Annotated in this window: 28 protein-coding genes; 21 read left to right on the top strand and 7 right to left on the bottom strand. The window is 46.2% G+C overall.

The genetic code is table 11. From position 1 onward, the window contains the following. The 4 genes from ABU165_RS03720 (at window position 1) to ABU165_RS03735 (ending at window position 2755) form a co-directional block, all read left to right on the top strand. Window positions 1–213, top strand: coding sequence for a hypothetical protein (locus ABU165_RS03720; RefSeq protein ID WP_318059490.1), 213 nt, complete (start codon window positions 1–3; stop codon window positions 211–213). Continuing rightward, entirely contained in the window at window positions 188–1027 is an 840-nt protein-coding gene (locus ABU165_RS03725; RefSeq protein ID WP_318059489.1) for a sulfurtransferase, read from the top strand. The genes ABU165_RS03720 and ABU165_RS03725 overlap by 26 nt, the downstream gene beginning before the upstream one ends. A 91-nt stretch (window positions 1028–1118) precedes the next feature. Continuing rightward, the gene (locus ABU165_RS03730) at window positions 1119–1727 is read left to right on the top strand and encodes a hypothetical protein (RefSeq protein ID WP_009791203.1); all 609 of its coding nucleotides are present in this window, start codon (window positions 1119–1121) and stop codon (window positions 1725–1727) included. 128 nt (window positions 1728–1855) lie between these two features. Further along, window positions 1856–2755, top strand: a complete 900-nt coding sequence (locus ABU165_RS03735; RefSeq protein ID WP_035401106.1) for a 5'-3' exonuclease — start codon at window positions 1856–1858, stop codon at window positions 2753–2755. A gap of 53 nt (window positions 2756–2808) precedes the next feature. Here the strand turns inward: ABU165_RS03735 and sspL are convergent, their stop codons facing one another. After that, window positions 2809–2946, bottom strand: a complete 138-nt coding sequence (gene sspL, locus ABU165_RS03740) for a small, acid-soluble spore protein L (protein WP_022544111.1) — start codon at window positions 2944–2946, stop codon at window positions 2809–2811. Window positions 2947–3064: 118 nt separating this feature from the next. On the opposite strand from sspL, the gene ABU165_RS03745 reads away from it, so the two are divergent. Together ABU165_RS03745 and ABU165_RS03750 are read left to right on the top strand one after the other, a co-directional pair. Next, window positions 3065–3562 carry a divergent PAP2 family protein gene (locus ABU165_RS03745; protein WP_009791200.1) on the top strand — a complete coding sequence of 166 codons (498 nt, stop codon included), beginning with the start codon at window positions 3065–3067 and terminating at the stop codon, window positions 3560–3562. A gap of 29 nt (window positions 3563–3591) precedes the next feature. Next, window positions 3592–3861 carry a DUF6123 family protein gene (locus ABU165_RS03750; protein ID WP_101550137.1) on the top strand — a complete coding sequence of 90 codons (270 nt, stop codon included), beginning with the start codon at window positions 3592–3594 and terminating at the stop codon, window positions 3859–3861. A 146-nt stretch (window positions 3862–4007) separates the two neighbouring features. Here the strand turns inward: ABU165_RS03750 and ABU165_RS03755 are convergent, their stop codons facing one another. The 3 genes from ABU165_RS03755 to ABU165_RS03765 all read right to left on the bottom strand — a co-directional run bounded on the left by ABU165_RS03755 (window position 4008) and on the right by ABU165_RS03765 (window position 6176). Then, window positions 4008–4931 carry a DMT family transporter gene (locus ABU165_RS03755; protein ID WP_311224697.1) on the bottom strand — a complete coding sequence of 308 codons (924 nt, stop codon included), beginning with the start codon at window positions 4929–4931 and terminating at the stop codon, window positions 4008–4010. Continuing rightward, a complete protein-coding gene (locus tag ABU165_RS03760) occupies window positions 4928–5335 on the bottom strand; it encodes a reverse transcriptase-like protein (protein WP_094767189.1) in 408 nt (135 codons plus the stop codon). The genes ABU165_RS03755 and ABU165_RS03760 overlap by 4 nt, the downstream gene beginning before the upstream one ends. 139 nt (window positions 5336–5474) lie before the next feature. Next, window positions 5475–6176, bottom strand: coding sequence for a queuosine precursor transporter (locus ABU165_RS03765; protein ID WP_101550135.1), 702 nt, complete (start codon window positions 6174–6176; stop codon window positions 5475–5477). Between the two features lie 194 nt (window positions 6177–6370). Between ABU165_RS03765 and ABU165_RS03770 the strand changes: the two genes are divergently transcribed. Both ABU165_RS03770 and ABU165_RS03775 read left to right on the top strand, forming a co-directional pair. Continuing rightward, window positions 6371–7027: a ribonuclease H family protein gene (locus ABU165_RS03770; protein ID WP_022544110.1), complete on the top strand. Its 657-nt coding sequence runs from the start codon at window positions 6371–6373 to the stop codon at window positions 7025–7027. Between the two features lie 42 nt (window positions 7028–7069). Beyond that, a complete protein-coding gene (locus ABU165_RS03775) occupies window positions 7070–7246 on the top strand; it encodes a zinc-finger domain-containing protein (protein WP_009791750.1) in 177 nt (58 codons plus the stop codon). 101 nt (window positions 7247–7347) lie between these two features. Here ABU165_RS03775 and cspD read toward each other — a convergent pair whose 3' ends face one another. Further along, complete coding sequence (cspD, locus tag ABU165_RS03780; protein ID WP_009791749.1) at window positions 7348–7548, bottom strand: cold-shock protein CspD; 201 nt, start codon at window positions 7546–7548, stop codon at window positions 7348–7350. Window positions 7549–7838: 290 nt separating this feature from the next. Here cspD and ABU165_RS03785 point away from each other — a divergent pair, with 290 nt between their 5' ends. The 8 genes from ABU165_RS03785 (at window position 7839) to mntR (ending at window position 16482) form a co-directional block, all read left to right on the top strand. After that, window positions 7839–8816 carry an HD-GYP domain-containing protein gene (locus tag ABU165_RS03785; RefSeq protein ID WP_009791747.1) on the top strand — a complete coding sequence of 326 codons (978 nt, stop codon included), beginning with the start codon at window positions 7839–7841 and terminating at the stop codon, window positions 8814–8816. A 111-nt stretch (window positions 8817–8927) separates the two neighbouring features. Further along, entirely contained in the window at window positions 8928–9215 is a 288-nt protein-coding gene (locus ABU165_RS03790) for a hypothetical protein (RefSeq protein WP_009791745.1), read from the top strand. Window positions 9216–9412: 197 nt separating this feature from the next. Then, window positions 9413–10336 (top strand): metal ABC transporter solute-binding protein, Zn/Mn family, encoded by a 924-nt coding sequence (locus ABU165_RS03795; RefSeq protein WP_101550133.1) that lies wholly within the window; start codon window positions 9413–9415, stop codon window positions 10334–10336. Between the two features lie 11 nt (window positions 10337–10347). After that, entirely contained in the window at window positions 10348–11097 is a 750-nt protein-coding gene (locus ABU165_RS03800; protein ID WP_009791617.1) for a metal ABC transporter ATP-binding protein, read from the top strand. Between the two features lie 10 nt (window positions 11098–11107). Beyond that, complete coding sequence (locus ABU165_RS03805) at window positions 11108–12421, top strand: metal ABC transporter permease (protein ID WP_022544107.1); 1314 nt, start codon at window positions 11108–11110, stop codon at window positions 12419–12421. Beyond that, window positions 12418–13299, top strand: a complete 882-nt coding sequence (locus ABU165_RS03810) for a metal ABC transporter permease (protein ID WP_101550132.1) — start codon at window positions 12418–12420, stop codon at window positions 13297–13299. The genes ABU165_RS03805 and ABU165_RS03810 overlap by 4 nt, the downstream gene beginning before the upstream one ends. 325 nt (window positions 13300–13624) lie before the next feature. Continuing rightward, window positions 13625–15814 (top strand): DNA topoisomerase III, encoded by a 2190-nt coding sequence (locus ABU165_RS03815; RefSeq protein WP_101550131.1) that lies wholly within the window; start codon window positions 13625–13627, stop codon window positions 15812–15814. A 239-nt stretch (window positions 15815–16053) separates the two neighbouring features. Beyond that, on the top strand, window positions 16054–16482 hold the full coding sequence (mntR, locus tag ABU165_RS03820; protein WP_009791612.1) for a transcriptional regulator MntR: 429 nt from the start codon (window positions 16054–16056) through the stop codon (window positions 16480–16482). Between the two features lie 366 nt (window positions 16483–16848). Here the strand turns inward: mntR and ABU165_RS03825 are convergent, their stop codons facing one another. Beyond that, window positions 16849–17058, bottom strand: a complete 210-nt coding sequence (locus ABU165_RS03825) for a manganese transport transcriptional regulator (RefSeq protein WP_009791610.1) — start codon at window positions 17056–17058, stop codon at window positions 16849–16851. Between the two features lie 114 nt (window positions 17059–17172). On the opposite strand from ABU165_RS03825, the gene ABU165_RS03830 reads away from it, so the two are divergent. Then, a complete protein-coding gene (locus ABU165_RS03830) occupies window positions 17173–17853 on the top strand; it encodes a class I SAM-dependent methyltransferase (RefSeq protein ID WP_009791609.1) in 681 nt (226 codons plus the stop codon). Between the two features lie 15 nt (window positions 17854–17868). Continuing rightward, window positions 17869–18561 carry an AIM24 family protein gene (locus tag ABU165_RS03835; RefSeq protein ID WP_009791608.1) on the top strand — a complete coding sequence of 231 codons (693 nt, stop codon included), beginning with the start codon at window positions 17869–17871 and terminating at the stop codon, window positions 18559–18561. 71 nt (window positions 18562–18632) lie between these two features. Here ABU165_RS03835 and metA read toward each other — a convergent pair whose 3' ends face one another. Next, on the bottom strand, window positions 18633–19538 hold the full coding sequence (gene metA / locus ABU165_RS03840) for a homoserine O-acetyltransferase MetA (RefSeq protein WP_009791607.1): 906 nt from the start codon (window positions 19536–19538) through the stop codon (window positions 18633–18635). A 163-nt stretch (window positions 19539–19701) separates the two neighbouring features. Between metA and ABU165_RS03845 the strand changes: the two genes are divergently transcribed. From ABU165_RS03845 to ABU165_RS03855, 3 genes are all read left to right on the top strand, one after another. Further along, window positions 19702–21390: a formate--tetrahydrofolate ligase gene (locus ABU165_RS03845; RefSeq protein WP_318059488.1), complete on the top strand. Its 1689-nt coding sequence runs from the start codon at window positions 19702–19704 to the stop codon at window positions 21388–21390. Window positions 21391–21404: 14 nt separating this feature from the next. Then, window positions 21405–21929 carry a hypothetical protein gene (locus ABU165_RS03850; protein ID WP_022544105.1) on the top strand — a complete coding sequence of 175 codons (525 nt, stop codon included), beginning with the start codon at window positions 21405–21407 and terminating at the stop codon, window positions 21927–21929. A gap of 62 nt (window positions 21930–21991) precedes the next feature. Next, window positions 21992–22474 (top strand): glutathione peroxidase, encoded by a 483-nt coding sequence (locus tag ABU165_RS03855; protein WP_022544104.1) that lies wholly within the window; start codon window positions 21992–21994, stop codon window positions 22472–22474. Window positions 22475–22499: the final 25 nt, after the last annotated feature.

Genomic DNA, 22499 nt, shown 5'->3' on the forward strand with positions numbered 1-22499 from the left:
ATGATGGGGAAATCATTTCATGCTTGTGCTACCTGCATCCATTTCCAGGCAGAAAGGGCCGGGGGAAAAATGGTGTACCGGTGCAGGCGGCTCGGCTTTGACACATTGCCATATTACCAGTTCAATTGCTGGGATCCAAAGGAAAATGTCAGGAAACTGATGGAGAAAAGGGAAGGGGGAAAAGAAAATGAAATGGGTGAAAGAACTGAATGAGGTGATAGAAGGGCTCGGCAGCGAAGACGTCAGGTTTTGTGATTGCCGGTTCAGTCTGGGGGAGCCGGAAAAAGGGGAAAAGGCCTATCTTGAAGAACATATCCCGGGCGCTGTTTATTTTCATTTGGAAAAGGACCTTTCCGGACAAGTGTCAAAGCATGGCGGAAGGCACCCCCTCCCGGATATGGATGATTTCAAGGGAAAACTTGAACAGGCGGGAGTCTCCAATCATTCAACTGTCATTGCTTATGACGGCGGAGAAGGGGCGTTTGCTGCAAGATTATGGTGGCTGCTCAAATATGCCGGCCACGAAAACGTCTATGTCCTGAATGGCGGCTTCAAAGAATGGAAGAAGGAAGGACAGCCTGTGACAAAAGAAATTCCCCACATTGTGAGGAGTGAATATGCCTTAAGCCTAAATGCTGAGATACTGGCTGATACAGAAGAGGCAACAAAGGTTTCCGAGGCTGAAAGCAAGAAAACCTTAATAGATTCACGGGAGGCAAAACGCTATCTGGGAATAGAGGAGCCTATTGATAAAAAAGCTGGCCATATTCCCGGAGCAGTCAATTATCCATGGACAGACGGATTCGCTAGCGGAAAATACAGGAATGCGGAAGAACAAAGGAAAAGATTCAGCAGCATCAGCCCGGAAGATCCTGTCATTGTTTATTGCGGTTCAGGCGTCACGGCCGCCCCGAATTTCATTGCTTTAAAGGAAGCAGGCTATGAAAATGTAAAGCTGTATGTCGGCAGCTTCAGCGACTGGATTTCCTATCCGGAGAATCCAGTAGCTCAGGCAGCTGGCAAATAAAAAGAAAATCCCTCAAAGAGGGATTTTTTTACTTTTTCTTCTATTGTATAATTGAGAAGGTTCTGAAATTTTAATAGGGGGATCTTTTTTCATGAGCACAGGCTATACCATTACAAAAAAGAGAAAAACGGAAAAGAGCCAAATCTTTGTTTCATGTGCGATCATCTTGATTTTGTCGTCATGTTTTGTGCCGATTTTCATTCTGATACCACTGCAGGAGATCCTGTTTTCACCATCAGGCGAATGGTTCTTTGAACCCTTAAGGGCTGCTTATGGCGTTTTCATTGCCGGCCTGCTGCTGCTGGCAGCCATATGCATAACTGCAGCTGTACTGCTCAGCAAGCAGAGAATGACAGCAGGATTGAAAGGGTTATTGGCAGGCAGTGCTGTTATTGGTGTGCTGCTCATCCTGCTTAGTACAGACGGGTATCATTATGCAGACCAGAAGGGCATTACAATCGATCCTATTTTTTCGCTGAAGGAAAAAACATACACATGGGATGAAGTGGCAGCTGCGGAGCAGACAGCCAAACTATCAGGAGGAATAGCAACTGATGACAAATTCATTGTGACCTTTAAGGATGGAAAGAAATATTCCATGGTGCTGAATAACAATGTAGTCAAAGCAAGGGTTGCCATGCAGTATGTACTCAAAGAAAAGGGAATAGAAGTCATTAAAAAAGACCCGCAGGCAGAGTGATGGACCTGTAAACAGAAAGGCCTTTACAAGGCCTTTTTCCCGTTAAAGGAACCTAAATCTTTACAGGGAAGCCGTGTCTTCATCCATGTTATAATAGTGAAATATGAAGAGAAAAGGGGCTGTACATGATGAATGAAAATAAACCTTCCCTGCTGCTTGTTGATGGCATGGCACTGTTATTCAGGGCGTTCTTTGCAACTGCTGTCACCGGCCAGTTTATGATCAATTCAAAAGGGGTTCCGACTAATGCGATTCAGGGATTTCTGAAGCATTTTTTCACAGCCGTATCATCCTTTAAGCCAACACATGTGGCTGTTTGCTGGGATATGGGCAGCAAAACCTTCAGGACTGAAATGTTCAGCGGCTATAAAGCAAACCGCTCAGAAGCGCCAATCGAATTGCTTCCTCAGTTTGATCTGGTCAAAGAAGCTGTAGAAGCTATGGATATTCCCAATATCGGGCTGGCCGGGTTTGAAGCTGATGACTGCATCGGCACGATTGCGAGAAACCTTCAGCCGGAGGCCAGGGTTTCTATCCTGACGGGCGACCAGGATATTCTGCAGCTCCTTGACAAAGATATTTCGGTCATCCTGCTTAAAAAAGGGTTTGGCAATTATCTTGTCCATACAGCAGATACCTTTTATGAAGAAAAAGGGATTACGCCAAGGCAGATGATCGACCTCAAAGCTTTTATGGGAGATCCAAGCGATAACTATCCTGGGGTAAAAGGAATCGGCGAAAAAACAGCATTAAAGCTTTTGCAGCAGTTCGAACATGTGGATGGCGTTATCGAGAATCTGGACAAGCTCACAAAAGCGCAAAAAGCTAAAATTGAAGAGGGGCTTGAAATGCTCCATCTAAGCAGGCAGCTGGCAGAGATTAAATGCGATGTTCCAGTCCAATGTGTCCTGGATGATGCTGTTTATAAAATCAATCAGCAAAAGGCGATGGAAAAGTTCAGTGAACTGGAATTAAGGGGGCTGTACAGGCATCTCGAAAAGCTTGAGGAAAGCAAGAGCCTTGCCTGAGTTCTGCAGATATAAGATTGGAGGAGCTGCCACAGCTGCAGCTCCTTTTGCTGTTATTTCGTATTTTTCTTTTTTGCAGCATTCTCAAGCTTGCTTTTTGGCTCTTCAGCAAACTCGGCATCCTGTCCGTAGCCTTGGGGATTGACGCCAGGGGCTTTTTTCCCCCTGTTGGCATGGCCGTTTTTACTCACGCGCATTCACCTCCGGAAAAGTGATGCAGCTGCTGATTATTGCACCTGCAGCTTTAGTATTTGCCAAACGAATATTTAAACCCCCTCATCTTCACAATATAAAATGAGGTGATGGCCATTGAATAAAGGAGTCATTGTAGCGCTGCTAAGCATCATCATTGCCCAGGGCATGAAAATACCTCTCCACTTTTTAAAGAAAAGGGAATGGAAGCCGGGTTTGTTTTTCCAGACAGGCGGGATGCCGAGCTCCCATTCAGCAGGCGTGTCCTCCCTGACTACATTTATAGCCCTGAAACGCGGGCTGCCGACAATTGATTTTGCTCTGTCTCTTGTATTCGGCCTTATTGTCATGTATGATGCGCAGGGAATTAGGAGGCAAACGGGCGAGCTGACCTTGAAGGTTAACTCTATGGAAGAGCTGATGGACAAAGTCCACAAAGATGAAGCAGTGGAATTCAGTGAAGAAAAACCGAAAAAGCTTAAAGAAATGCTCGGGCATCAGCCACAGGAAGTGCTTGGTGGCGCCCTGCTTGGAATCCTTACCGGTTCGGCAGGCTATCTGCTCTCAAAAAAAGATAGAAAATTGTCGAAATTTAAGGTAAAATTTAGAAGATAGGATGACAAGATTCAGGGAGCTGCAGCATATTGAAAACCGTTGAAGAGTATTTGACTCACCTTGAAAGCAAAGGCTTTCAATTCCGTGAAGACGCAAAAGGATTTGTATACTTTGGCAAGCAATATACGAATGCATCGGATGAACTGGCAAATGCCGCTATCGAAATAACACTAAAAGCACAAAAAGCCTTTGACGGGAGCTTTTATGTATCCCTGCTGGAAATGCTGATCGCCAATGGGATCACTACCCGCAAAGAAGCGCTCCATTTCATCAAACAAAAAGAGCTTTTGGCTATATAAGCCAGAGGGGAGGCCCGTGCCTCTCCTCTTTTTTATCCTGCAGTTTGAATTGGTGCAGCTGAAAAAGAAATATAGGCCCTGGCAAGTGCCAGGGCCTTATCGTCTCTTTACACAGCATTCAGCCGTGCTTTCTGCTGTTTTCTATATTAAGCGGATTTTTGCTCGCGCGCCACTTCCCTTTTTTCCTTCCTTGAAGGCAGCTCTGCATAGACCATTCCCGCAAAAATCAGCCCGCATCCAGCAAGGGCCGAAATCGTAAGGCGGTCCCCTGCCCAGAGATAGCCGGCTGCCGCTGCAAAGACAGGCTCCATTGCAAAGATAAGCGCCACTCTTGTGGGAGTGGTGAATTTCTGGAAAGCAGTCTGCGCCAAAAAGGCGAGAGCGGTAGCAAATATGGAAGTCACCAGCAAAGCCGTAACAACATTTCCTTCGAGGAGAATATCAGGATTCAGGGCTGACTGCCAATCCTCGAATAAAAGAGCAGAAACACTTGCAAGACCTGACACAGTCAATATTTGAACAACCGTCAAAAGCAGGGCCGGATGGTGTTTGCTGAATTTGCCGGTGAAAATGATATGAAGGGCAAATCCTGCAGCACAGACAAATGTCAGCATATCCCCTTTGTTCAGGGAAGATGCATCTGTCATGGCGAGCAGATAGAGGCCGGCCGCAGCAGCAGCCACTCCGATGACGCTGTTGGCGCCTGGCTTAATTTTCAGCAGAGCAAAGGCCAATAAAGGGACCATTACGACACTTAAGCCCGTAATAAAGCCTGCTTTTGAAGAAGTTGTATAAAGAAGGCCGGCTGTCTGGAAGGCATATCCTGCAAACAGCCAAAGGCCTATGAAGATGCCTGAGGATACCAGCTTCCAATTGAGGCGGGCCAGCTGTTCCCGTTTAAAAATAAAGAGCCAGATGGCAAGGAGCATTCCGGCGATAAAAAAACGCACCGCATTGAAAGTGAATGGCTCCAGAAAAGAAATGGCATTCTGGACCAGCACAAAGGTCGCACCCCACACGAGTGCTACCAGAAGAAGGCAGATATCTGCCAAGGATCGGGACTGTGTCATTCAGCGGTCCCTTCTTTCCCATTGTCGCGGACCGCTTTCCTGGCCAGTTCATCCGCTGTTTTATTCTCACTGCTTGGAATCCATTTCATAAAGAAAAGGTCGAACTGCCTGGAGAGGCCCAGAGCTTTTTCCAGAAGACTGCTGTAAAGAGGGTTCTTGACGAATTCCTTCTCGACTGCTGCATTCACAAGCTGGGAATCTGTCCGAAAAGAAACGGTCCTGTAGCCACTTTGCAGGCAAATCTCCAGTGCGTGGATAAAAGCGTGATATTCTGCCTCATGATTGCTCATTTCACCGAGCGGTATGCTATGGCGTTCAACAGTGCCTCCAGCCTTGATGAAAATTCCGGCGCCGCTTGGTCCAGGGTTGCCGGCGCTTGCACCGTCAATATATACTTCGATCATCGCAAATCCTCCATTTAAAAGAATGAAACTTGCTTATCCCGCATGAGAACGGGTAACACTATATGTAAGTTTATCACAGAAACGGTTCTTTCTTATCACCGTGAATGCAAAAAAAGAGTGCCGAGGCACTCTCTTCATTCTATTGGTCGATGGATGTATTCGCCTTATTTGTTTTATGCATTTTCTTGGCAAGATAGCCAAAAGGCGTATCCAGGATGGCAACAAAGAACTTCAGCAGGTAAGTTGTAATGAATATCTGGATCCATTCATTGAAGGGAAAGACCCCTGCAAAAGCAATCCCGGTAAAAACAAGTGTATCAATAAACTGGCTGATGATCGTACTTCCGTTATTCCTGATCCAAAACTGATTGTCTTTGGGGAATTTCCTTTTCAGGAACTGAAAAATATAAACATCCAGGAATTGGCTTGCAAGATAAGCAGCAAGGCTTCCCAGCGCTATTTGCGGAAGAAACGAGAAAATCGTGCTTAATGCACCTTGTGCCATATCAATTTCATGCGGTTTGAAAAGCAGCACCATCTGCATGATCACTGTCATGGACAGAAGTGTCAAAAATCCAAGCCAGACCGCCTTTTTCGCTTCTTCTTTACCGTACTTTTCGTTCAGGATGTCCGTAACAAGGAAGGCGGTGCCATACATGGCATTTCCAAGTGTGGCGGTCATACCGAATATTTCAATTGTTTTTATAACCTGCAGATTGGCAAGTACAGTAGAAAGGCCAATCCAGACAAAAAGTCCGGTTTTGCCGAAAATGCGGTAAAATAATAGGACAAAAGCAAAATTAACTAAAGCAAAAATGAGGCCAAACCATTCGTTAAACATAAGATCCTCCTAGTTTTGATAGTGCGGGAAGTTGCGAACCGCCATATATTAAATTGTCCTTGACCATTATAGCGTGAATATAGAAGGAAAGACACATCTCAGGAGAAGTGAAAGTTTTAGCAATTTTGTGATACTTGTGCACGAACTGGAATAGGCTAAACAAATACTTGATACTGAAGCGAAAGGCGGATACTATGAAATACAAGTTAGAGTGGCTTTATAGGCTGAAAGGAACAGACGGAATCCGGTTCACCTCAGACTGGATGGACGGGGAAACTGCGCTTGAACTCGGCGGAGATCTAGAAAAGGGAGGAAAGGCCCTGGATCTTGAGTTTTTCGATGAGATGGGTACCGGCTGGTCACTGAAGGAAATGAGGAAGCTGCTGGCCGAAGTGGAAGCCGAGCCTCATGACATAACCGTGTACTTTGACGGCGGATTCAATAAAGATACCTATCAGGCAGGACTGGGAGCAGTTATTTATTATAAGCAGGGAAAAAAGAAGTTCCGCATCCGGGCAAATGAAAGAATCAGCGAAATGGAAACCAATAACGAAGCGGAATATGCTGCCATGCATTATGCTGTTACACTGCTGGAAGAAATGGGAGCTCATCATATGACATGCCGCTTCCTGGGTGATTCACAGGTCGTGCTTAAGCAGCTTGAAGGAGAATGGCCCTGTTATGAAGAGAGTTTGAACAGATGGCTTGACCGGATAGAAGAGAAAATAAAAAAACTTGGCCTTGAGCCGAAATATGAGCCTATACCGAGGTCCGAGAATAAAGAAGCGGATAAGCTGGCCAGCCAGGCGCTGGAAGGAAAGCTGATCAACAGCAGAATGCAGATTATATAAGAGCTGGAATATTGTTTTCTGAAGAGGAAAGGAAGGACAGAGTTGGAACGAAAGGATATCTATAAAGAAACAGAAGAGCTTATGGAACAGTACTGCAAAGGCTGCTTTCTCCACAAGTATCACAAAGAAGAAAAAGGGAAGAGGTTCGCTCACCGATTTTGCATTACTCAATGCACGATCGGGGAAAAAATAAAAAAATGCGGCAGCAGACTGTCTTAGAAACAGTCTGCTGCCGCTTTCATTTACCTATGTAAAAAAGGCTGGCAAAATGCCAGCCTTTTTTAATTGGTCTCCAATGGGCCAATATCTATAAGTGCTGATTAAAGTTTTACAACATTAGCTGCTTGAGGTCCGCGGTTTCCTTCAACGATTTCAAAAGAAACTTCCTGGCCTTCTTCCAAAGACTTGAAGCCGTCGCCTTGGATAGCAGTGAAGTGAACGAACACATCGTCTCCGCCTTCAACTTCAATAAAACCAAAACCTTTTTCGTTATTGAACCATTTAACTTTGCCGTTTTGCATGTGAACTTTTCCTCCTAAGCCTTTCAAGACACAGATTGTGTCGAAATAAATATTATCACTAGCAGAATAATTATCTAGTTCTGGAAAACTCAAAAATTATCCTGTTAAATGATGTCTATAATATACACGAAGGAAAATTTCCAGTCAAGGAATAATGCAGAATTTTTACAAAAATCTCTTAAATTTTTTGAATCTTTTGTATTTATGAAAAAAAGGACAAAAAATGATAGGTGGCGTTTCCTGTTTTTGTTAAAATTAAAGCTATAAAATAATTCTGGAGGCAGGGTGAGATGGTGAAAACCTTTAAGGAACCCGGCAGGGAGAAGCCTTTATCTTCAGCAGAAATCGATCGGCTCCTTTTCCAGCTGAAAAGAGACAGGCCAGGACCTCCTGCGTTTGCTTCAGGCTGCATAAGCGATGGAGGAGGCGGGAAGGATACTGCCGGGCTGATCGATCATGCGGTGGGGCAGGTGGAGGATATATTCGCTGGAGCAAGACTAGGGAAGGGTGTTGGAATAACTGCAATCAAAAAAGATATATTGCCTGTCATCCGGACACTTGCTGATATTCCCGGAGTGTCCCATGTTTTCCATCAGCTCGACCGAAAAGACAGATATACCTCGAGCCATGCCGTATGTGTCAGTATGATAGCCGGGATGATCGGACGCTGGCTTGGCATTGGCGGAGCACTGATGGAGGATTTGCTTCTTGGATCCATCCTTCACGATATCGGTAAAATTAAGATTCCGGATGAAATTCTATCAAAACCCGGAAAACTTACTCTATCAGAATATGAAGAAATGAAACTTCATTCTGTTTATGGATATGAAATGGTCAGGGATTTGGATGCTGTAAGCCCGAAAGCAGCCCTTATTGTTCTGCAGCATCATGAAAGAGAAGACGGAAGGGGATATCCGCTGGGCCTGAAAGGAAGGGAAATAGAGCATTTAGCAAAAATTACAGCCATTGCAGACGTTTTTCATGCCATGTCGTCTGCCCGCATTTACCATGAGGCCCTGCCATTTTACCAGGTCATGCGCAAGATGAAGGATGGCGCTTTCGGTTCATTTGAACCTGGTTTTATGCTTATTTTTATCCAAAACCTGATGAACAGCCTGGCCGGTTCTAGGGTCAGGCTGACAGACCAGTCAGAGGGCAGGATCCTGATGATTCACCCATATGATCCTTTATCCGCACTTGTGCAGACAGAAGACCGCCTCATTGATTTAAGATACAGCAGGGGGCTGCAAATCGAACGGATATTATGAATAGGAGAGATTGCTTGTCATTTTCAGCCCTTTTTCTCATAAATTATAAAACAGCCGGCTGCATCCTGAATAAAGTGCAGCCTGCTGAAAAACAAAGAAAAAGGTGAGAAGATGTTCAGGTTCTTGATAGGGAATGAGGAATGGATATTAAGATTTTCCCCGAATATCGAGCTGGATCCTGAAATCAAACAGGCTATCTTCAGTTCGCTCATACAGCTGGGCAAAACTTTTGTGCAAAGTTCTCACGGCGATTCCTTTTCTATCATAGATGAACAAATCGGCATGATCATTTTTACTCTCGAGAAAATTCCGTCCCTGATCCTTACTGTATCACATGTGATTCCAAAAGAAAGATGGTATACCCAGTGCAATCTGTCTATAAAGCCATATCAACCCTAAACCGGCGCAGCCGGTTTATTTTTTTTTATTAAATAGATTGACATATCTTACACTGAGGTTAAAATGTTTACCAAAGGAAACTTTTATGTTTTAGTTAAAAATTTATAGTCCTGTTTAAAAAGTGTGCACATCGCTAAAAGAGGTGCATACAATTTAGGACTGAGGATGAAGAAAAACAGAAGGAAGAGGTGTCGGGATTGAAAAAATGGATGATGTTAGCTTTTGCTTTTAGTCTGATTGTGCTGGGGGGATGCTCCGGGAAGACCGCTGAAAGTGAAGGGGATGGAAAGAAGCTTTATATCACCACAACGATCGGGCAGATAGCCGATGCTGTGAAAATAATAGCGGGGGATAAGGCGGAAGTGCACAGTTTGATGGGGCCGGGCACAGACCCCCATCTTTATAAAGCAACACAGGGTGATATGGAGAAGCTTCAGGAAGCGGATATCATTTTTTACAGCGGTCTGCACCTGGAGGGAAAGATGCTTGATATCTTTGAGAAAATGAATGAACAGAAACCCACATACGCCATAGCTGAATCTATAGAACCAGAGAAGCTTTTGGCTGCAGACGGCAGCAAAGCCTATGATCCCCACGTATGGTTCGATATCGATCTATGGAAAACCGCTCTCAAAAAGGCAGAAGAAGGACTGATTAAGGCAGATCCTGATAATGAACAATACTACCGGGAAAATGCAGATGCCTATTTTGCAGAAATGGATGAATTAAAACGATTTGCGGAAAAGGAAATGGCAGGGATTCCGGAAGAACAGCGTGTGCTGGTTACAGCCCATGATGCTTTTGGCTATTTCGGAAGAGCATACGATATGGAAGTGATGGGCCTTCAGGGATTGAGCACTGATGCCGAATACGGACTCGGCGATGTTCAGGCCCTTGTCGATACACTGGTCACGCGTAATATAAAGGCAGTTTTCGTTGAATCGAGCATCTCGGAAAGATCCATCAACGCGGTCATAGAAGGAGCAAAGGAAAAAGGCCATACCGTTTCTATCGGAGGAGAGCTGTTCTCTGACGCAATGGGAGAGGAAGGGACAGAGGAAGGAACTTATCTGGGGATGTATAGGCATAATGTCGATACCATCGCGAAAGCGCTGAAATAGGAGGAAAGGCCATGAATCCAGTAGAAATAAAAAATCTGACAGTCGCATATCAGAAGAAGCCTGTCCTGAGCGATGTAAGCTTTTCGGTCGGGGAAGGAAGCCTGGTAGGAATAATCGGGCCGAATGGAGCCGGAAAATCTACGCTTATTAAAGCCATACTGGGGCTGATTCCGAGAGCTTCGGGGGAGATAAAAGTATACGGCAGAGAATACCGGCCCAAAGACAGGCTCGTTGGGTATGTGCCGCAAAGGGGTACTGTAGACTGGGATTTCCCGACGAATGCGCTTGATGTTGTCCTTATGGGGCGATACGGCCATGTCGGCTGGTTCAAGCGTCCCAAAAGAGCCGATGTGGAAGCAGCAAGGGAATGCCTGCGCAAAGTAGGCATGGAAGCTTTTCAGCACAGGCAGATCAGCCAGCTGTCAGGAGGACAGCAGCAGAGGGTCTTCCTTGCAAGGGCACTTGCACAGGATGCAAGCGTCTATTTCATGGATGAACCATTTGTCGGGGTGGATGCCGCTACAGAAAGGGCAATCATCAGCCTGCTGAATGAATTGAAGGCCCAGGGGAAAACGGTGCTGGTTGTGCATCACGACCTGCAGACTGTAAAAGAATATTTTGATTCTGTCATCCTGCTCAATATGAGAACCATAGCCCACGGTCCGGCAGATAAAACATTTACAATGGAAAACCTGCACAAGACATATGGCGGCAAGCTGGCCTTCCTGGAAAAGGGCCAAGTGATGGTCGAGCAAAAGTGAGGTGTCTTATATGAATGAACTATTGCAAATGCTGGGCAACGCGAATACACAGTGGGTCCTGTTTGGAACAATGCTGCTGGGTGCAGCAAGCGGAGTGCTTGGAAGCATAGCCCTTCTGAGAAAGCAAAGCCTGATCGGGGATGCTGTTGCACATGCAGCATTGCCGGGGATATGCATTGCTTTTATGCTCACAGGTGAAAAATCTCTGCCTGCCCTCCTTATCGGAGCAGCAATTACCGGTCTGCTTGCCGCCTATTGTATCCAATTCATCACTTCCAGCTCAATTCTAAAAGAGGATAGCGCGATTTGCCTGGTATTGTCTGTATTTTTCGGATTCGGGATTGTCCTGCTGACAAAGATATCCCAATCGCCTGCAGGCAACAAGAGCGGGCTGGATGACTTTATTTTCGGGCAGGCTGCTTCCATGGTAGGGAGCGATGTAAAGCTGATGGCAGGTGCCTCTGCCGTTCTCATCGTGGTGACTTTGCTGTTCTTTAAAGAGCTGAAGGTCCTGACCTTCGATCCTGATTTTGCGAGGGGGCTCGGACTTCCTGCCGGCTGGCTGAACTTTATGTTTCTTACCCTTCTGGCTGGCACTGTTGTCATCGGTATCCAGGCGGTAGGCGTAATCCTTATGGCTGCAATGCTGATCACACCAAGCGTTGCTGCGAGGTATTGGACAGAGTCACTTGGGAAAATGGTCATCATTTCAGGAGGATTCGGGGCCTTATCAGGAATGGCCGGAACCCTTCTGAGCACGCTGGGGCAGGGGCTTGCAACTGGGCCGTTCATTGTTGTTACGGCTACTGGCTTATTTCTGTTCTCTGTCCTGGCTGCCCCGCAGAGAGGACTGCTGACAAAGCTGGCCAAAAGAATCGTCTTTAACAGGAAGACGAAGAGGAGCCAGGTGCTTAGGGCAATGTACAAACTGACAGAATCTGCTTACAGGGAGACAGGGAAGGAACAAATGATCATAGCTGAAAGCAGGATCTCCGATGAGCTCGCTTTCTCAAAATCACATACCATGAGGCTGATGAGCGACCTGTACAAGGAGCATTTAATTGCAAAAGATCCAGGAGGATGGATGCTCACGGACAAAGGCGTTCTCGAAGGTTATATCCTGACGCTGAAAGGACGCATAAATGAACTTTGCCTGATGCACAGTGAAGAATTTAATGAGGACCAGAGGGAAGCGCTGGCTGAAAAGCTGATGGTAAAACCGTCAGATCCGCTTGCCAAAAGAGCGGAGAAACTGCTCTGGCAATATAATATGATGCCGGTCCTTTCACCTTTTCCCCTTCCAGAAAGGAGAGAGAATCTATGAGCTATGAATTATGGATTTTGGCAGTAGGATCACTGGCCGGAATCACCTGTGCCATCACCGGATGCTTCCTGATATTGCGGAAGCTTTCCATGCTTGCCGATGCCATCAGCCATACCGTGCTCCTTGGAATCGTCCTTGCTTTTCTGATCAGCCAGAGCATGAACGGATTTTACATGCTCCTTGGAGCAGCAGCAACAGGTCTGGCAACGGCCTTCCTTGTCCAGACCTTTAACAGCAGCGGCGTTCAGGAGGATGCTTCAATCGGCGTAGTGTTCACCTTCCTGTTTGCTGTAGGAGTAATCCTGGTCTCGCTTTTTGCTGAAAATGTCCACCTGGATGTCGACCATGCATTGATGGGGGAGATTGCTTTTGTCCCTTGGGATGTCGTCCGGATTGGAATGCTTCCAGAAGTCCCGAAAGCCTTTCTGATGCTTGGGGGTGTCCTGCTGTTTAATCTGCTGCTGATTGGATTATTCTACAAGGAATTCAAAATTACATCTTTTGATCCCCAGATGGCAGCAGCGATAGGGATTCCGGTTCTGTTCATCCATTACCTGCTCATGGGAATGGTTTCGATTACAACTGTAGCTTCTTTTGACAGCGTCGGGGCAGTCCTTGTCGTTGCTATGCTGATTGCACCGGGAGCATCAGCATACCTGCTGACAGACAGGCTTGGGACCATGCTTATCTATAGTGCATTGATCGGAGCGGCTGCCGCTGTCGGCGGATATTTCGCTGCAAGCTGGCTGAATGCCTCGATATCCGGAAGCATGGCAGCTGCCAATGGAATACTATTTGCCCTTGTTTTCCTGTTTTCGCCTACTAAAGGGTATATAATGAAAAAACGGAACAGCATGCGGGTCCGTACAGCAGAATGATCATACTCTCTAGTCTTTTGGTTTGCAGGGAGCTTTAAAGAGAGAAAGTTTAATAGTATAATAGAAGAAGCGCCGGGAATGGCGCTTTTTTCTGCTGCCTCAAGCCATATGTACATCAGCAGCTACCCTCAAGCCATCCATCTCCCATAGAACCCCCCATTTATTCAATTCTGAAAAAAGTGCATGATCCCAATCTGACAGGAGCTAAAGGGTGCCTGAACAGCCTGGAATCATGTATAATCTTTTTTTCGGGCCCTGCTGCCATTGAGGTTAGCAGTAAAATAATCAAGTCGGACTTGCGCAGTCCCGAGCAAGGAGAATGAATATGAAACTGATTATTGCAGAGAAGCCTGATCAGGGAATGAAGCTTGCCGCCCCATTTTCATTCAAGAAAAAAGAAGGCTATCTGGAAATCGCTCCGAACCAACTGTTCCCTGATGGTGCTTTCATGACTTGGGCCATTGGCCATTTATGTGAACTGGTTCCTCCCGAGGAATATGATTCTAAATGGAAAAAGTGGTCACTGAGCACTCTGCCGATACTTCCGGAGCAATTTAAGCACCGTGTATCCAAGTCAAAGTGGAAGCAATTCAAAGTCATCAAAGAACTGGTCCACCATAAAGAAGTCAATGAAATCATCATTGCCGGTGATGCAGAAAGAGAAGGGGAAGCCATTATCCGAGTCATTCTGACTCAGTGCGGCAGCAGAAAGCCGATGAAGCGGCTATGGATTTCATCGCTCACCGCCAAATCTGTAACAAATGGCTTTGCCAATCTCCTTGATGAGTCTAAGACAAGAAATATTTATTATGAGGCGCTCAGCAGGGCATGTGCCGACTGGCTTGTCGGTATGAATGCTTCGAGGGCATACACCCTGCTGCTCCAGCAAAAAGGGATCCAGGATGTGTTTTCTACCGGAAGGGTCCAGACCCCGACCCTTGCACTGATTGTAAAAAGAGAAAAAGAAATCGAGAATTTTAAGTCAGAGCCTTTCTGGGAAGTCATGGCTACTTTCAATATGGAAGGAAAGACATATAAAGGGAAATGGCATAAAGATGGGAATTCCCGTCTCGATAATGAAGGGATGGCCAGGAAAATCCAGCAGTTTGCAGAAGGAAAGAACGCCAGGATTGAATCAATCGATAAAGACAGGAAGGAATTCCTGCCTCCTTATTTATTCAATCTCTCGTCCCTGCAGGCTGAAGCAAACAAACTTTACAAATATTCCCCGCAAAAAACATTGGAAATCGCCCAAAAGCTTTATGTGAAAGGAATTATTTCGTACCCTCGCTCTGACTCAAGCTTTGTCACGAAAGAGGAGGCGGCGGCATTTCCTGAAACACTGGAAAAGCTTTCGAAAATGGATGCTTTTAAAGCTTTTTTCCCGCTTCCTGTTTCATCCATACTGGATAATAAAAGATTTGTGAATGAAAAGAAAGTGACAGACCACTATGCCATCATTCCTACAGAACAGGCAGCCGACCCGGCTAAAATGGGTGCCGATGAAGCAAGGATTTATGAGCTGATTGTAAAAAGGCTGATTGCCGCCCATTATGAAAAAGCCATCTTCGATTATACAACCATCCATACATTGGCGGATGAGAGAGCTGCTTTCCTGTCAAAAGGGAAGGAAATGATTCAGGAAGGCTGGAGGAAGGTCCTGTTCAGCAACAAGAAGAGTGCTGCTAAAGATGAAGATGAGCAGGATCTCCCGTCCCTCGAATCCGGCGAAAGAGGGATTGTACAGGATACAGAGGTTAAAGAGAGCAAGACGCAGCCGCCTAAGCGGTATACCGAGGGGCAGCTTATCACCCTGATGAAAACTGCCGGGAAGCATTTGGAGGATTCTGATCTGGTCAAAGTGATGAATCAGACTGAAGGGCTTGGCACTGAAGCTACGCGTGCCGGGATCATTGGCATTCTTAAGGACCGGATGTATATTGATGTCCGCAAGAACCAGGTGTATGCGACGAACAAGGGAAAGCTTTTGATCGATTCAATCGGCGAAAGTGTGCTTGGATCCCCTGAAATGACCGCCAAATGGGAGCAGCGCCTGAATGAAATCGGTGAGGGGGCAGCATCGCCAAAAGAATTTATGGAGCAGGCGAAGAAGCTGTCAATCAAATTAATCAATGATGCGACAGAACAGAGTTCCCGGTGGAGCTTTGATGGATATGACCTGGAGGAATTCAAGGATAGAAGGCCGGGGAAAAAAGGCAAAAGGGGCGGTGCGGGCACGAAGGTCGGCAAATGTAAGCTGTGCGGCGGCGATGTTGTTGACAAAGGGACTTTTTATGGCTGTGCGAATTATAAAGCCTCTGACTGCCGTTTCACCATATCCAAAAAAGTGCTTGGGAAGACCATAAGCCAGGCAAATGTCCGCAAGCTTTTGAAAGATGGGCAGACAGATCTTATCAAAGGGTTCAAAAAAGGCGAAAAGGAATTTCAGGCCAGGCTAGAATGGGGAGAAGGCAGGCTTAACTTCGTCTTTGAAAACAGCATAAAGCAGCAATAAATGCAGGGGAGGGGCACAAGCTTCTTCCTGGTGTTTCGCTTGCCTGACTTGTTTGTCCTCCCCATCTATAGTAAAATTTTTATTGGACAATTTTTACGGGGCTGCATGGTGGAGCTTTCTGTTTGCAGGAAAGCAATGGGCCGGTGACGATTATTTAACAGGACACAGCAGTAAAGCTGAAACCGGATGTGTATTTCTGTCCGGCAAGAAGCTGGTTTTAATACTTAGGAGGTTATCGGATGCCTACTCCAAGCATGGAAGATTATATAGAACAAATATACATACTGATAGAAGATAAAGGTTATGCACGTGTATCCGATATCGCCGAAGCTTTGTCAGTCCATCCTTCTTCAGTTACTAAGATGGTGCAGAAGCTGGATAAAGACGAATATCTTGTTTATGAAAAATACAGAGGGCTGATCCTGACTCCAAAAGGCAAAAAGATCGGCAAAAGGCTTGTATACCGCCATGAACTTCTCGAACAGCTGTTAAGGATCATCGGCGTGAAGGAAGAGAATATTTATGAAGATGTGGAAGGCATAGAGCATCATTTAAGCTGGGATGCGATTGACCGGGTGGGTGACCTAGTCCAGTTCTTTGAAGAAGATCAGGGGAGAGTGGATTCTCTCCGCGAAATCGCCAGGAAAAATGAGCAGACTGAAGGATGAAGACAGAATAAAAAGCGGTAAGGCGTTAAAGGATGCCTTGCCGCTATTTATTATCACATTTTTAAAAGGGATCGAAGGGGTGGTGGTAATAAAGAACTGCCATTTAATTATTTGAGCCCTGTTGATTGGAGTGGAAGGCACGTAGACTCCTGCGGGATTGCAGCGGCAGAGCTGAGACCCCGCAGGAGGTACGACGAGGAGGCTCAGCGCCGCCCCGCGGAAAGCGAAGTGCCTGGAACGCAAATCAACAGACTACATTTGAAAGGCATACTTCATGAAACTTTCTTATTTCTTTTGCCAAAGGCATAGATGAATACGAATATTTCTTAATTTTACCTTAACGGTTATTAAGCCTCGTTTATACCCTTACCCAAAGCTCGGAAAATCCTCTAACAGATTCACCGTGTTAACATTGTTTTCCATCAGGCTGTGTTCCGCCTCTGCAAGCTCGATGAGTCCTTCTTCTGCTTCCATCATTGCTTTTCTGAACGATATGATCCGCCCTCCCGAGGTCTGGAAAGACATAATCTCTCCCAGGTGGTTTCTTTGGACAGCAATTAATTTTTCCGGCTGCATGTAAAGCCCCTCCTTTAATTTCCTTAGTACAAAGGATTACCAGCTGCCCTTATAGAAATACAAGAATGAAACTTTTTTAGAATATATCCGTAATAAAAGTGAGGGATCATCAGGATGGAATTTAATTGGGCCTCTGAAGCAGAAAGGCTTTGGGATGAGAAATCCGGCTCATGGAGCCGGCAGAGCAGGGAAATGTGGGAATCAGGCAGCCGGAAGGAAATTGCAGGCTTCTTCAATCAGCATGTCCCTGCAGGTTCTGCAGTCTGTGACCTTGGATGCGGAGATGGCTTTGGCACACTGAAACTCGCAAATGCCGGCTATAAAGTAACAGGGGCAGATGTTTCAGAGGAAATGATACATAAAGCCATTAAGGTGAATGAAGGAAATGATGCAAGATTTATTAAATCTGATATTGCATCTTTGGATGTTCCTGATCATGCCTTTGATGCAGTGCTTGCGATCAATTCCCTTGAGTGGACTGAGAGCCCACTTGCAGTCCTCAGGGAAATGCAGAGGGTGGTCAGGCCGGGAGGATTTGGATGCGTCGGCATTTTAGGCCCCACTGCGAAGCCGCGGGAAAACAGCTATGAAAGGCTTTACGGCAAGAAAGCTGTCTGCAATACAATGATGCCATGGGAGTTCGAAAGGCTAGCTGCTGAAAACGGATGGAGCAGGACAGCCGGGTTCGGTGTTTATAAAAGGAGTGCAGAACTGATTTCCAAAGGCTCCTTAACAGAAGAATTGCAGCAGGCATTATCGTTTATGTGGGTATTCATGATCAAAAATGATAAATAAGAGGAGGTAGTAGGGATGAGCAGATATTCAATCGAAGAATTCGTCAGCCAGACAAAACAGCAGGATAAAGGAGAAGGCCTGTTTGAGCTTGAAACACCAAGGATGCTTGAGATCAACCTGACAAATCAGATCTGGGCAAAAACCGGTGCCATGGTTTCCTACAGGGGAAACATAAAGTTTGAAAGAGAAGGGATCCTGGAGCACGGTCTCGGGAAAATGTTCAAAAAGGCGCTGACAGGGGAAGGGACGTCACTGATGAAAGCGACAGGGAATGGCAAACTCTATCTGGCAGACCAGGGGAAAAAGATATCAATCCTTAACCTTGGCGGTGAAGCGATTTTTGTGAACGGAAATGACTTGCTGGCATTCGAACCCGGCATCAGCTGGGATATCAAGCTGATGAAAAGGATCGCCGGCATGATGGCAGGCGGGCTCTTCAATGTCCGCCTTGAAGGGCGCGGCATGGTCGCCATCACTTCCCATTATGAGCCGCTGACACTGCTGGTCACACCGGATAATCCAGTGTACACAGATCCAAATGCTACAGTAGCCTGGTCAGGCAGCCTTCAGCCGGAGTTTGTGACTGATATATCCTTTAAGACCTTCCTTGGAAGAGGAAGCGGGGAATCAATCCAAATGAAATTCTCGGGCAACGGTTTTGTTGTAGTGCAGCCGTTTGAGGAAGTCTACTATAGCCAGCAAAGCTGATTGAATGGATGAAATGAAATGGCTGCCTCTAAGAGTGCAGCCATTTTGCCATTCTTTCAGAAGACAGGGCGTTACCATTCATATGGAGTTTCCTGGTATACATAATAGTTCAGCCAGTTTGAAAAAAGCAGATGCGCGTGAGACCTCCATCTGTTCTTTGGAGGCAGCATAGGGTTGTCTTCAGGGAAATAGTGCAATGGCAGGTCTGGCACAAGCCCCCTTGCTTTGTCCCTTTCATACTCATCAGCCAGTGTGAGTGCCTCATATTCCAGATGGCCGGTGACCATAATTCTTCTGCCGTCCTTTGAACTGATGATGAATGCGCCGGCCTCTTCTGATAAAGACAGAAGCTTCAGGGAAGGATGCTCGTTTATTTTTGCAATCGAAACGTCTGTATTCCTTGAATGAGGAGCAAGGAAATGGTCATCAAATCCTCTCAGCAGCTTTATGGAAGGGTCGCAAACGGTATGGGCGTATACCCCGGAGCATTTCCGCGAAAGGATCTCCTTGCCGATCCCATAATAATGATAAAGCGCAGCCTGGGCGCCCCAGCAAATATGCATGCTGGAGGTCACATTCTCTTTCGCCCAATCCATGATCCCAGTCAGTTCTTCCCAATAATCGACTTCCTCGAAATCCAGCATTTCAATCGGAGCCCCGGTTATGATCATCCCATCGAATTTATGATGCCTGATCTCTTGAAAAGTGGTATAAAACTGCTCAAGATGCAGTTCACTTGTATTTTTTGATTCATGTGTCGCTGTTTTAAGGAACGAAATATTTACCTGGAGCGGTGTGTTGCCAAGAAGCCTCAAAAGCTGTGCTTCTGTTTTTTCTTTTTCAGGCATGAGATTCAGGATGATGATATTAAGCGGACGGATGTCCTGCTGCCTTGCCCGGCTGTCATCCATGACAAAGATATTTTCTTTCTCCAGGATCTCACGGGCAGGCAGCAGAGGCGGAATACAAATGGGCACGGGCCTTCCTCCTTGTTTGAATATTCAATTATCTAATTATAAAAGCAAACGGCATGATCAGGCAATGCCGGGCAAAAGATTCATTATTTAAAATTCTATCACTTATTATTGGACGCGGTGGTACAATATAGAAGGAAACTTTGCATATTTCGGGGGGACAAGAATGAACGTGAAACCAAAGGTAAAGTCAGATATCGAAATCGCACAGGAATCAGAACTGAAACCGATCAAAGAAATTGGAGCCGGAATCGGGCTGGAAGAAGATGATTTAGAGCTTTACGGGAAGCACAAGGCCAAGCTCTCATATGAGGCCATGAAAAAGCTGCAGACAAAAGAGTCTGGAAAAGTCATTCTGGTTACAGCCATCAATCCAACTCCTGCAGGAGAAGGGAAGTCTACAGTGACTGTCGGTCTTGGTGATGCCCTGACAAGACTCGGGAAGAAAACCGTGATAGCGATGCGTGAACCTTCACTTGGCCCAACGATGGGAATCAAAGGGGGCGCCACCGGCGGCGGATATGCACAGGTACTGCCTATGGAGGATATCAATCTTCATTTCACGGGGGACCTGCATGCTATTACTTCAGCAAATAATGCGCTCTCTGCCTTGATTGATAACCATCTGCAGCAGGGAAATGAACTGGGTATCGACCAGCGGAGGATTGTCTGGAAGCGGGCAGTCGATCTGAATGACCGGGCCCTGAGAAAGGTGATCGTCGGTCTTGGCGGCCCTATGCAGGGAGTGCCAAGGGAAGATGGGTTTGATATTACGGTGGCCTCGGAAATCATGGCCGTTTTATGTCTGGCATCCGATCTGGCAGATTTGAAGCTGAGGCTTTCCAGGATGGTCATCGCCTATAATGATCAAAAGGAACCTGTAACAGCCGGAGATTTAGGTGCAGAAGGCGCGCTTGCCCTGCTTTTAAAGGATGCTATTAAGCCGAATCTGGTCCAGACGATTGAACATACACCAGCTTTGGTGCATGGAGGGCCATTTGCCAATATCGCCCATGGCTGCAACAGCGCTGCCGCGACAACAGCTGCCTCAAAGCTGGCCGATTATGTGGTTACAGAGGCCGGGTTCGGTGCAGATCTTGGAGCAGAGAAATTCCTTCATATTAAAACAAGAAATGCTGACATCCAGCCTGAAGCAGTGGTGATCGTGGCCACAATCAGGGCGCTTAAGATGCATGGCGGAGTAAAGAAAACAGATCTTGCAGAGGAAAATGCCGCTGCATTGGCAGAAGGATTCGCCAATCTGAAGAAGAACGCTGAAACGATTAAGAGCTTTGGCCTTCCGTTCACTGTTGCCATAAATAAATTTGTAACTGATACAGATCTGGAAGTGAGCACACTGCTTGGACTCTGCGAGAAAGAAGGCTTCCCTGCTGCCCTTACAGAAGTATGGGAAAAAGGCGGGGAAGGCGGACTTGCATTGGCAGAAACTGTCCTGAAGCTTATTGATAAAAAGGAAAGCAGTTTTGCTCCGTTATACAGCCTGTCAGATCCGCTTGAAGAGAAAATCAGGACTATCGTCCAGAAAGTATACGGGGGAGCCGAGGTAGAATTTGCGGGCAAAGCTAAAAAGCAGCTTGCTGATTTTGAGACCTTTGGCTGGGGAAGCCTTCCGGTGTGCATGGCCAAAACTCAGTATTCGCTGTCAGATGACCCTGCAAAGCTGGGCAGGCCTGAAGGATTCACTGTGACAGTCCGCGAGCTGAAGCCTTCCATCGGGGCAGGTTTCATCGTAGCCCTTACAGGAGATGTCATGACAATGCCGGGGCTTCCGAAATCGCCTGCTGCTTTGAAAATGGATGTGGATGAGAACGGAAATGCTGTTGGTCTATTTTAAAAGGGGTGTTCAGCTTGTTTGACCCTACTGCGTATGAAAATATGAAGATCGTCATGGAAGGCCTTCTGTATGATAAGGACCTTGCCGGTCAAATCAGCATAATTGACCGCAACGAGCTGATTAATACCGCCAAGCTTTCGAGGACATTTGAAATCACTTTTCAGGACAGGGAATCTGTCAAAGCTTCATGCACCTTCATCATGCAAGCGGCGCTCGAAAATCTGGCGGCTGAGCTGCATCCCGCCCTCCTGTCTGAAAAGCTCTCAGGCTGCATGATCAGCATCCGATTTTCCTTCAGCCAAAAGAATGAGCCGGAACAGACAGCCGGGATCGACAGGCTCATGAAGGCCATTTGGGGAGAAAATAGAAGCATCACCCAAACAGTTTCCTATGATCCATTACGCAAGCCGGACACTGTGCAGAATATAACGGAAATCACTTTTGGCAGACTCATTTATGAAGACCAGATTGATGATCTTGCCCTTCTGTCCGATCATATGGCCGAATGCCTGAGGAAGCTTGAGGATGTGCTTTTTTAACCAAGAGTTTAAACTGGCATTATAGACTGATCGTGATTACGATAATAGCAGGAGGTGCGATGATGTCTATATATCAATTTAATGCAATGAAAGCAGATGGCTCGGATGTCCCGCTAAGGGAGTTTGAGGGGGATGTGCTCCTCATTGTCAATACAGCCAGCAAATGCGGCTTTACACCACAGTTCAAGGAGCTGCAGGAAATCTATGAACAGCTCCACAGGGAAGGTCTTGAAATTCTCGGATTCCCCTGCAATCAATTCATGAATCAGGATCCGGGCAGCAACGAAGAAATCCAGCAGTTCTGCCAGCTGAACTATGGGGTGTCCTTCCCTATGTTCGCGAAGGTGGATGTGAACGGGAAAAATGCCGACCCTATTTTTCAATATTTAACAGAAGAAGCGCCTGGCATGCTTGGCATGAAGGCTGTCAAATGGAATTTCACCAAATTCCTTGTGAACAAAAAAGGAGAAGTCGTCAAGCGGTATTCTCCCAATACAAATCCCAAAGAAATCCTCGGCGATATTAAAGAAGAATTGGCAAGATAATGCATCCGGTCCTAAACTGGATGTA

The organism is Cytobacillus sp. T106 (assembly GCF_040492155.1).
Taxonomy (GTDB): domain Bacteria; phylum Bacillota; class Bacilli; order Bacillales; family Cytobacillaceae; genus Bacillus_AB; species Bacillus_AB infantis.

Excerpts from the sequence above, each read along its gene's own strand:
- ABU165_RS03785 (WP_009791747.1), top strand. The coding sequence starts at position 7,839 with ATGGTGAAAACCTTTAAGGAACCCGGCAGGGAGAAGCCTTTATCTTCA.
- ABU165_RS03830 (WP_009791609.1), top strand. The coding sequence starts at position 17,173 with ATGGAATTTAATTGGGCCTCTGAAGCAGAAAGGCTTTGGGATGAGAAA.
- ABU165_RS03720 (WP_318059490.1), top strand. The coding sequence starts at position 1 with ATGATGGGGAAATCATTTCATGCTTGTGCTACCTGCATCCATTTCCAG.
- ABU165_RS03800 (WP_009791617.1), top strand. The coding sequence starts at position 10,348 with ATGAATCCAGTAGAAATAAAAAATCTGACAGTCGCATATCAGAAGAAG.
- ABU165_RS03770 (WP_022544110.1), top strand. The coding sequence starts at position 6,371 with ATGAAATACAAGTTAGAGTGGCTTTATAGGCTGAAAGGAACAGACGGA.
- ABU165_RS03805 (WP_022544107.1), top strand. The coding sequence starts at position 11,108 with ATGAATGAACTATTGCAAATGCTGGGCAACGCGAATACACAGTGGGTC.
- ABU165_RS03730 (WP_009791203.1), top strand. The coding sequence starts at position 1,119 with ATGAGCACAGGCTATACCATTACAAAAAAGAGAAAAACGGAAAAGAGC.
- ABU165_RS03755 (WP_311224697.1), bottom strand. The coding sequence starts at position 4,931 with ATGACACAGTCCCGATCCTTGGCAGATATCTGCCTTCTTCTGGTAGCA.
- ABU165_RS03760 (WP_094767189.1), bottom strand. The coding sequence starts at position 5,335 with ATGATCGAAGTATATATTGACGGTGCAAGCGCCGGCAACCCTGGACCA.
- ABU165_RS03835 (WP_009791608.1), top strand. The coding sequence starts at position 17,869 with ATGAGCAGATATTCAATCGAAGAATTCGTCAGCCAGACAAAACAGCAG.
- ABU165_RS03810 (WP_101550132.1), top strand. The coding sequence starts at position 12,418 with ATGAGCTATGAATTATGGATTTTGGCAGTAGGATCACTGGCCGGAATC.
- ABU165_RS03825 (WP_009791610.1), bottom strand. The coding sequence starts at position 17,058 with ATGCAGCCGGAAAAATTAATTGCTGTCCAAAGAAACCACCTGGGAGAG.
- ABU165_RS03765 (WP_101550135.1), bottom strand. The coding sequence starts at position 6,176 with ATGTTTAACGAATGGTTTGGCCTCATTTTTGCTTTAGTTAATTTTGCT.
- ABU165_RS03845 (WP_318059488.1), top strand. The coding sequence starts at position 19,702 with ATGAACGTGAAACCAAAGGTAAAGTCAGATATCGAAATCGCACAGGAA.
- mntR (WP_009791612.1), top strand. The coding sequence starts at position 16,054 with ATGCCTACTCCAAGCATGGAAGATTATATAGAACAAATATACATACTG.
- ABU165_RS03725 (WP_318059489.1), top strand. The coding sequence starts at position 188 with ATGAAATGGGTGAAAGAACTGAATGAGGTGATAGAAGGGCTCGGCAGC.
- ABU165_RS03815 (WP_101550131.1), top strand. The coding sequence starts at position 13,625 with ATGAAACTGATTATTGCAGAGAAGCCTGATCAGGGAATGAAGCTTGCC.
- ABU165_RS03790 (WP_009791745.1), top strand. The coding sequence starts at position 8,928 with ATGTTCAGGTTCTTGATAGGGAATGAGGAATGGATATTAAGATTTTCC.
- ABU165_RS03735 (WP_035401106.1), top strand. The coding sequence starts at position 1,856 with ATGAATGAAAATAAACCTTCCCTGCTGCTTGTTGATGGCATGGCACTG.
- ABU165_RS03855 (WP_022544104.1), top strand. The coding sequence starts at position 21,992 with ATGTCTATATATCAATTTAATGCAATGAAAGCAGATGGCTCGGATGTC.
- cspD (WP_009791749.1), bottom strand. The coding sequence starts at position 7,548 with ATGCAAAACGGCAAAGTTAAATGGTTCAATAACGAAAAAGGTTTTGGT.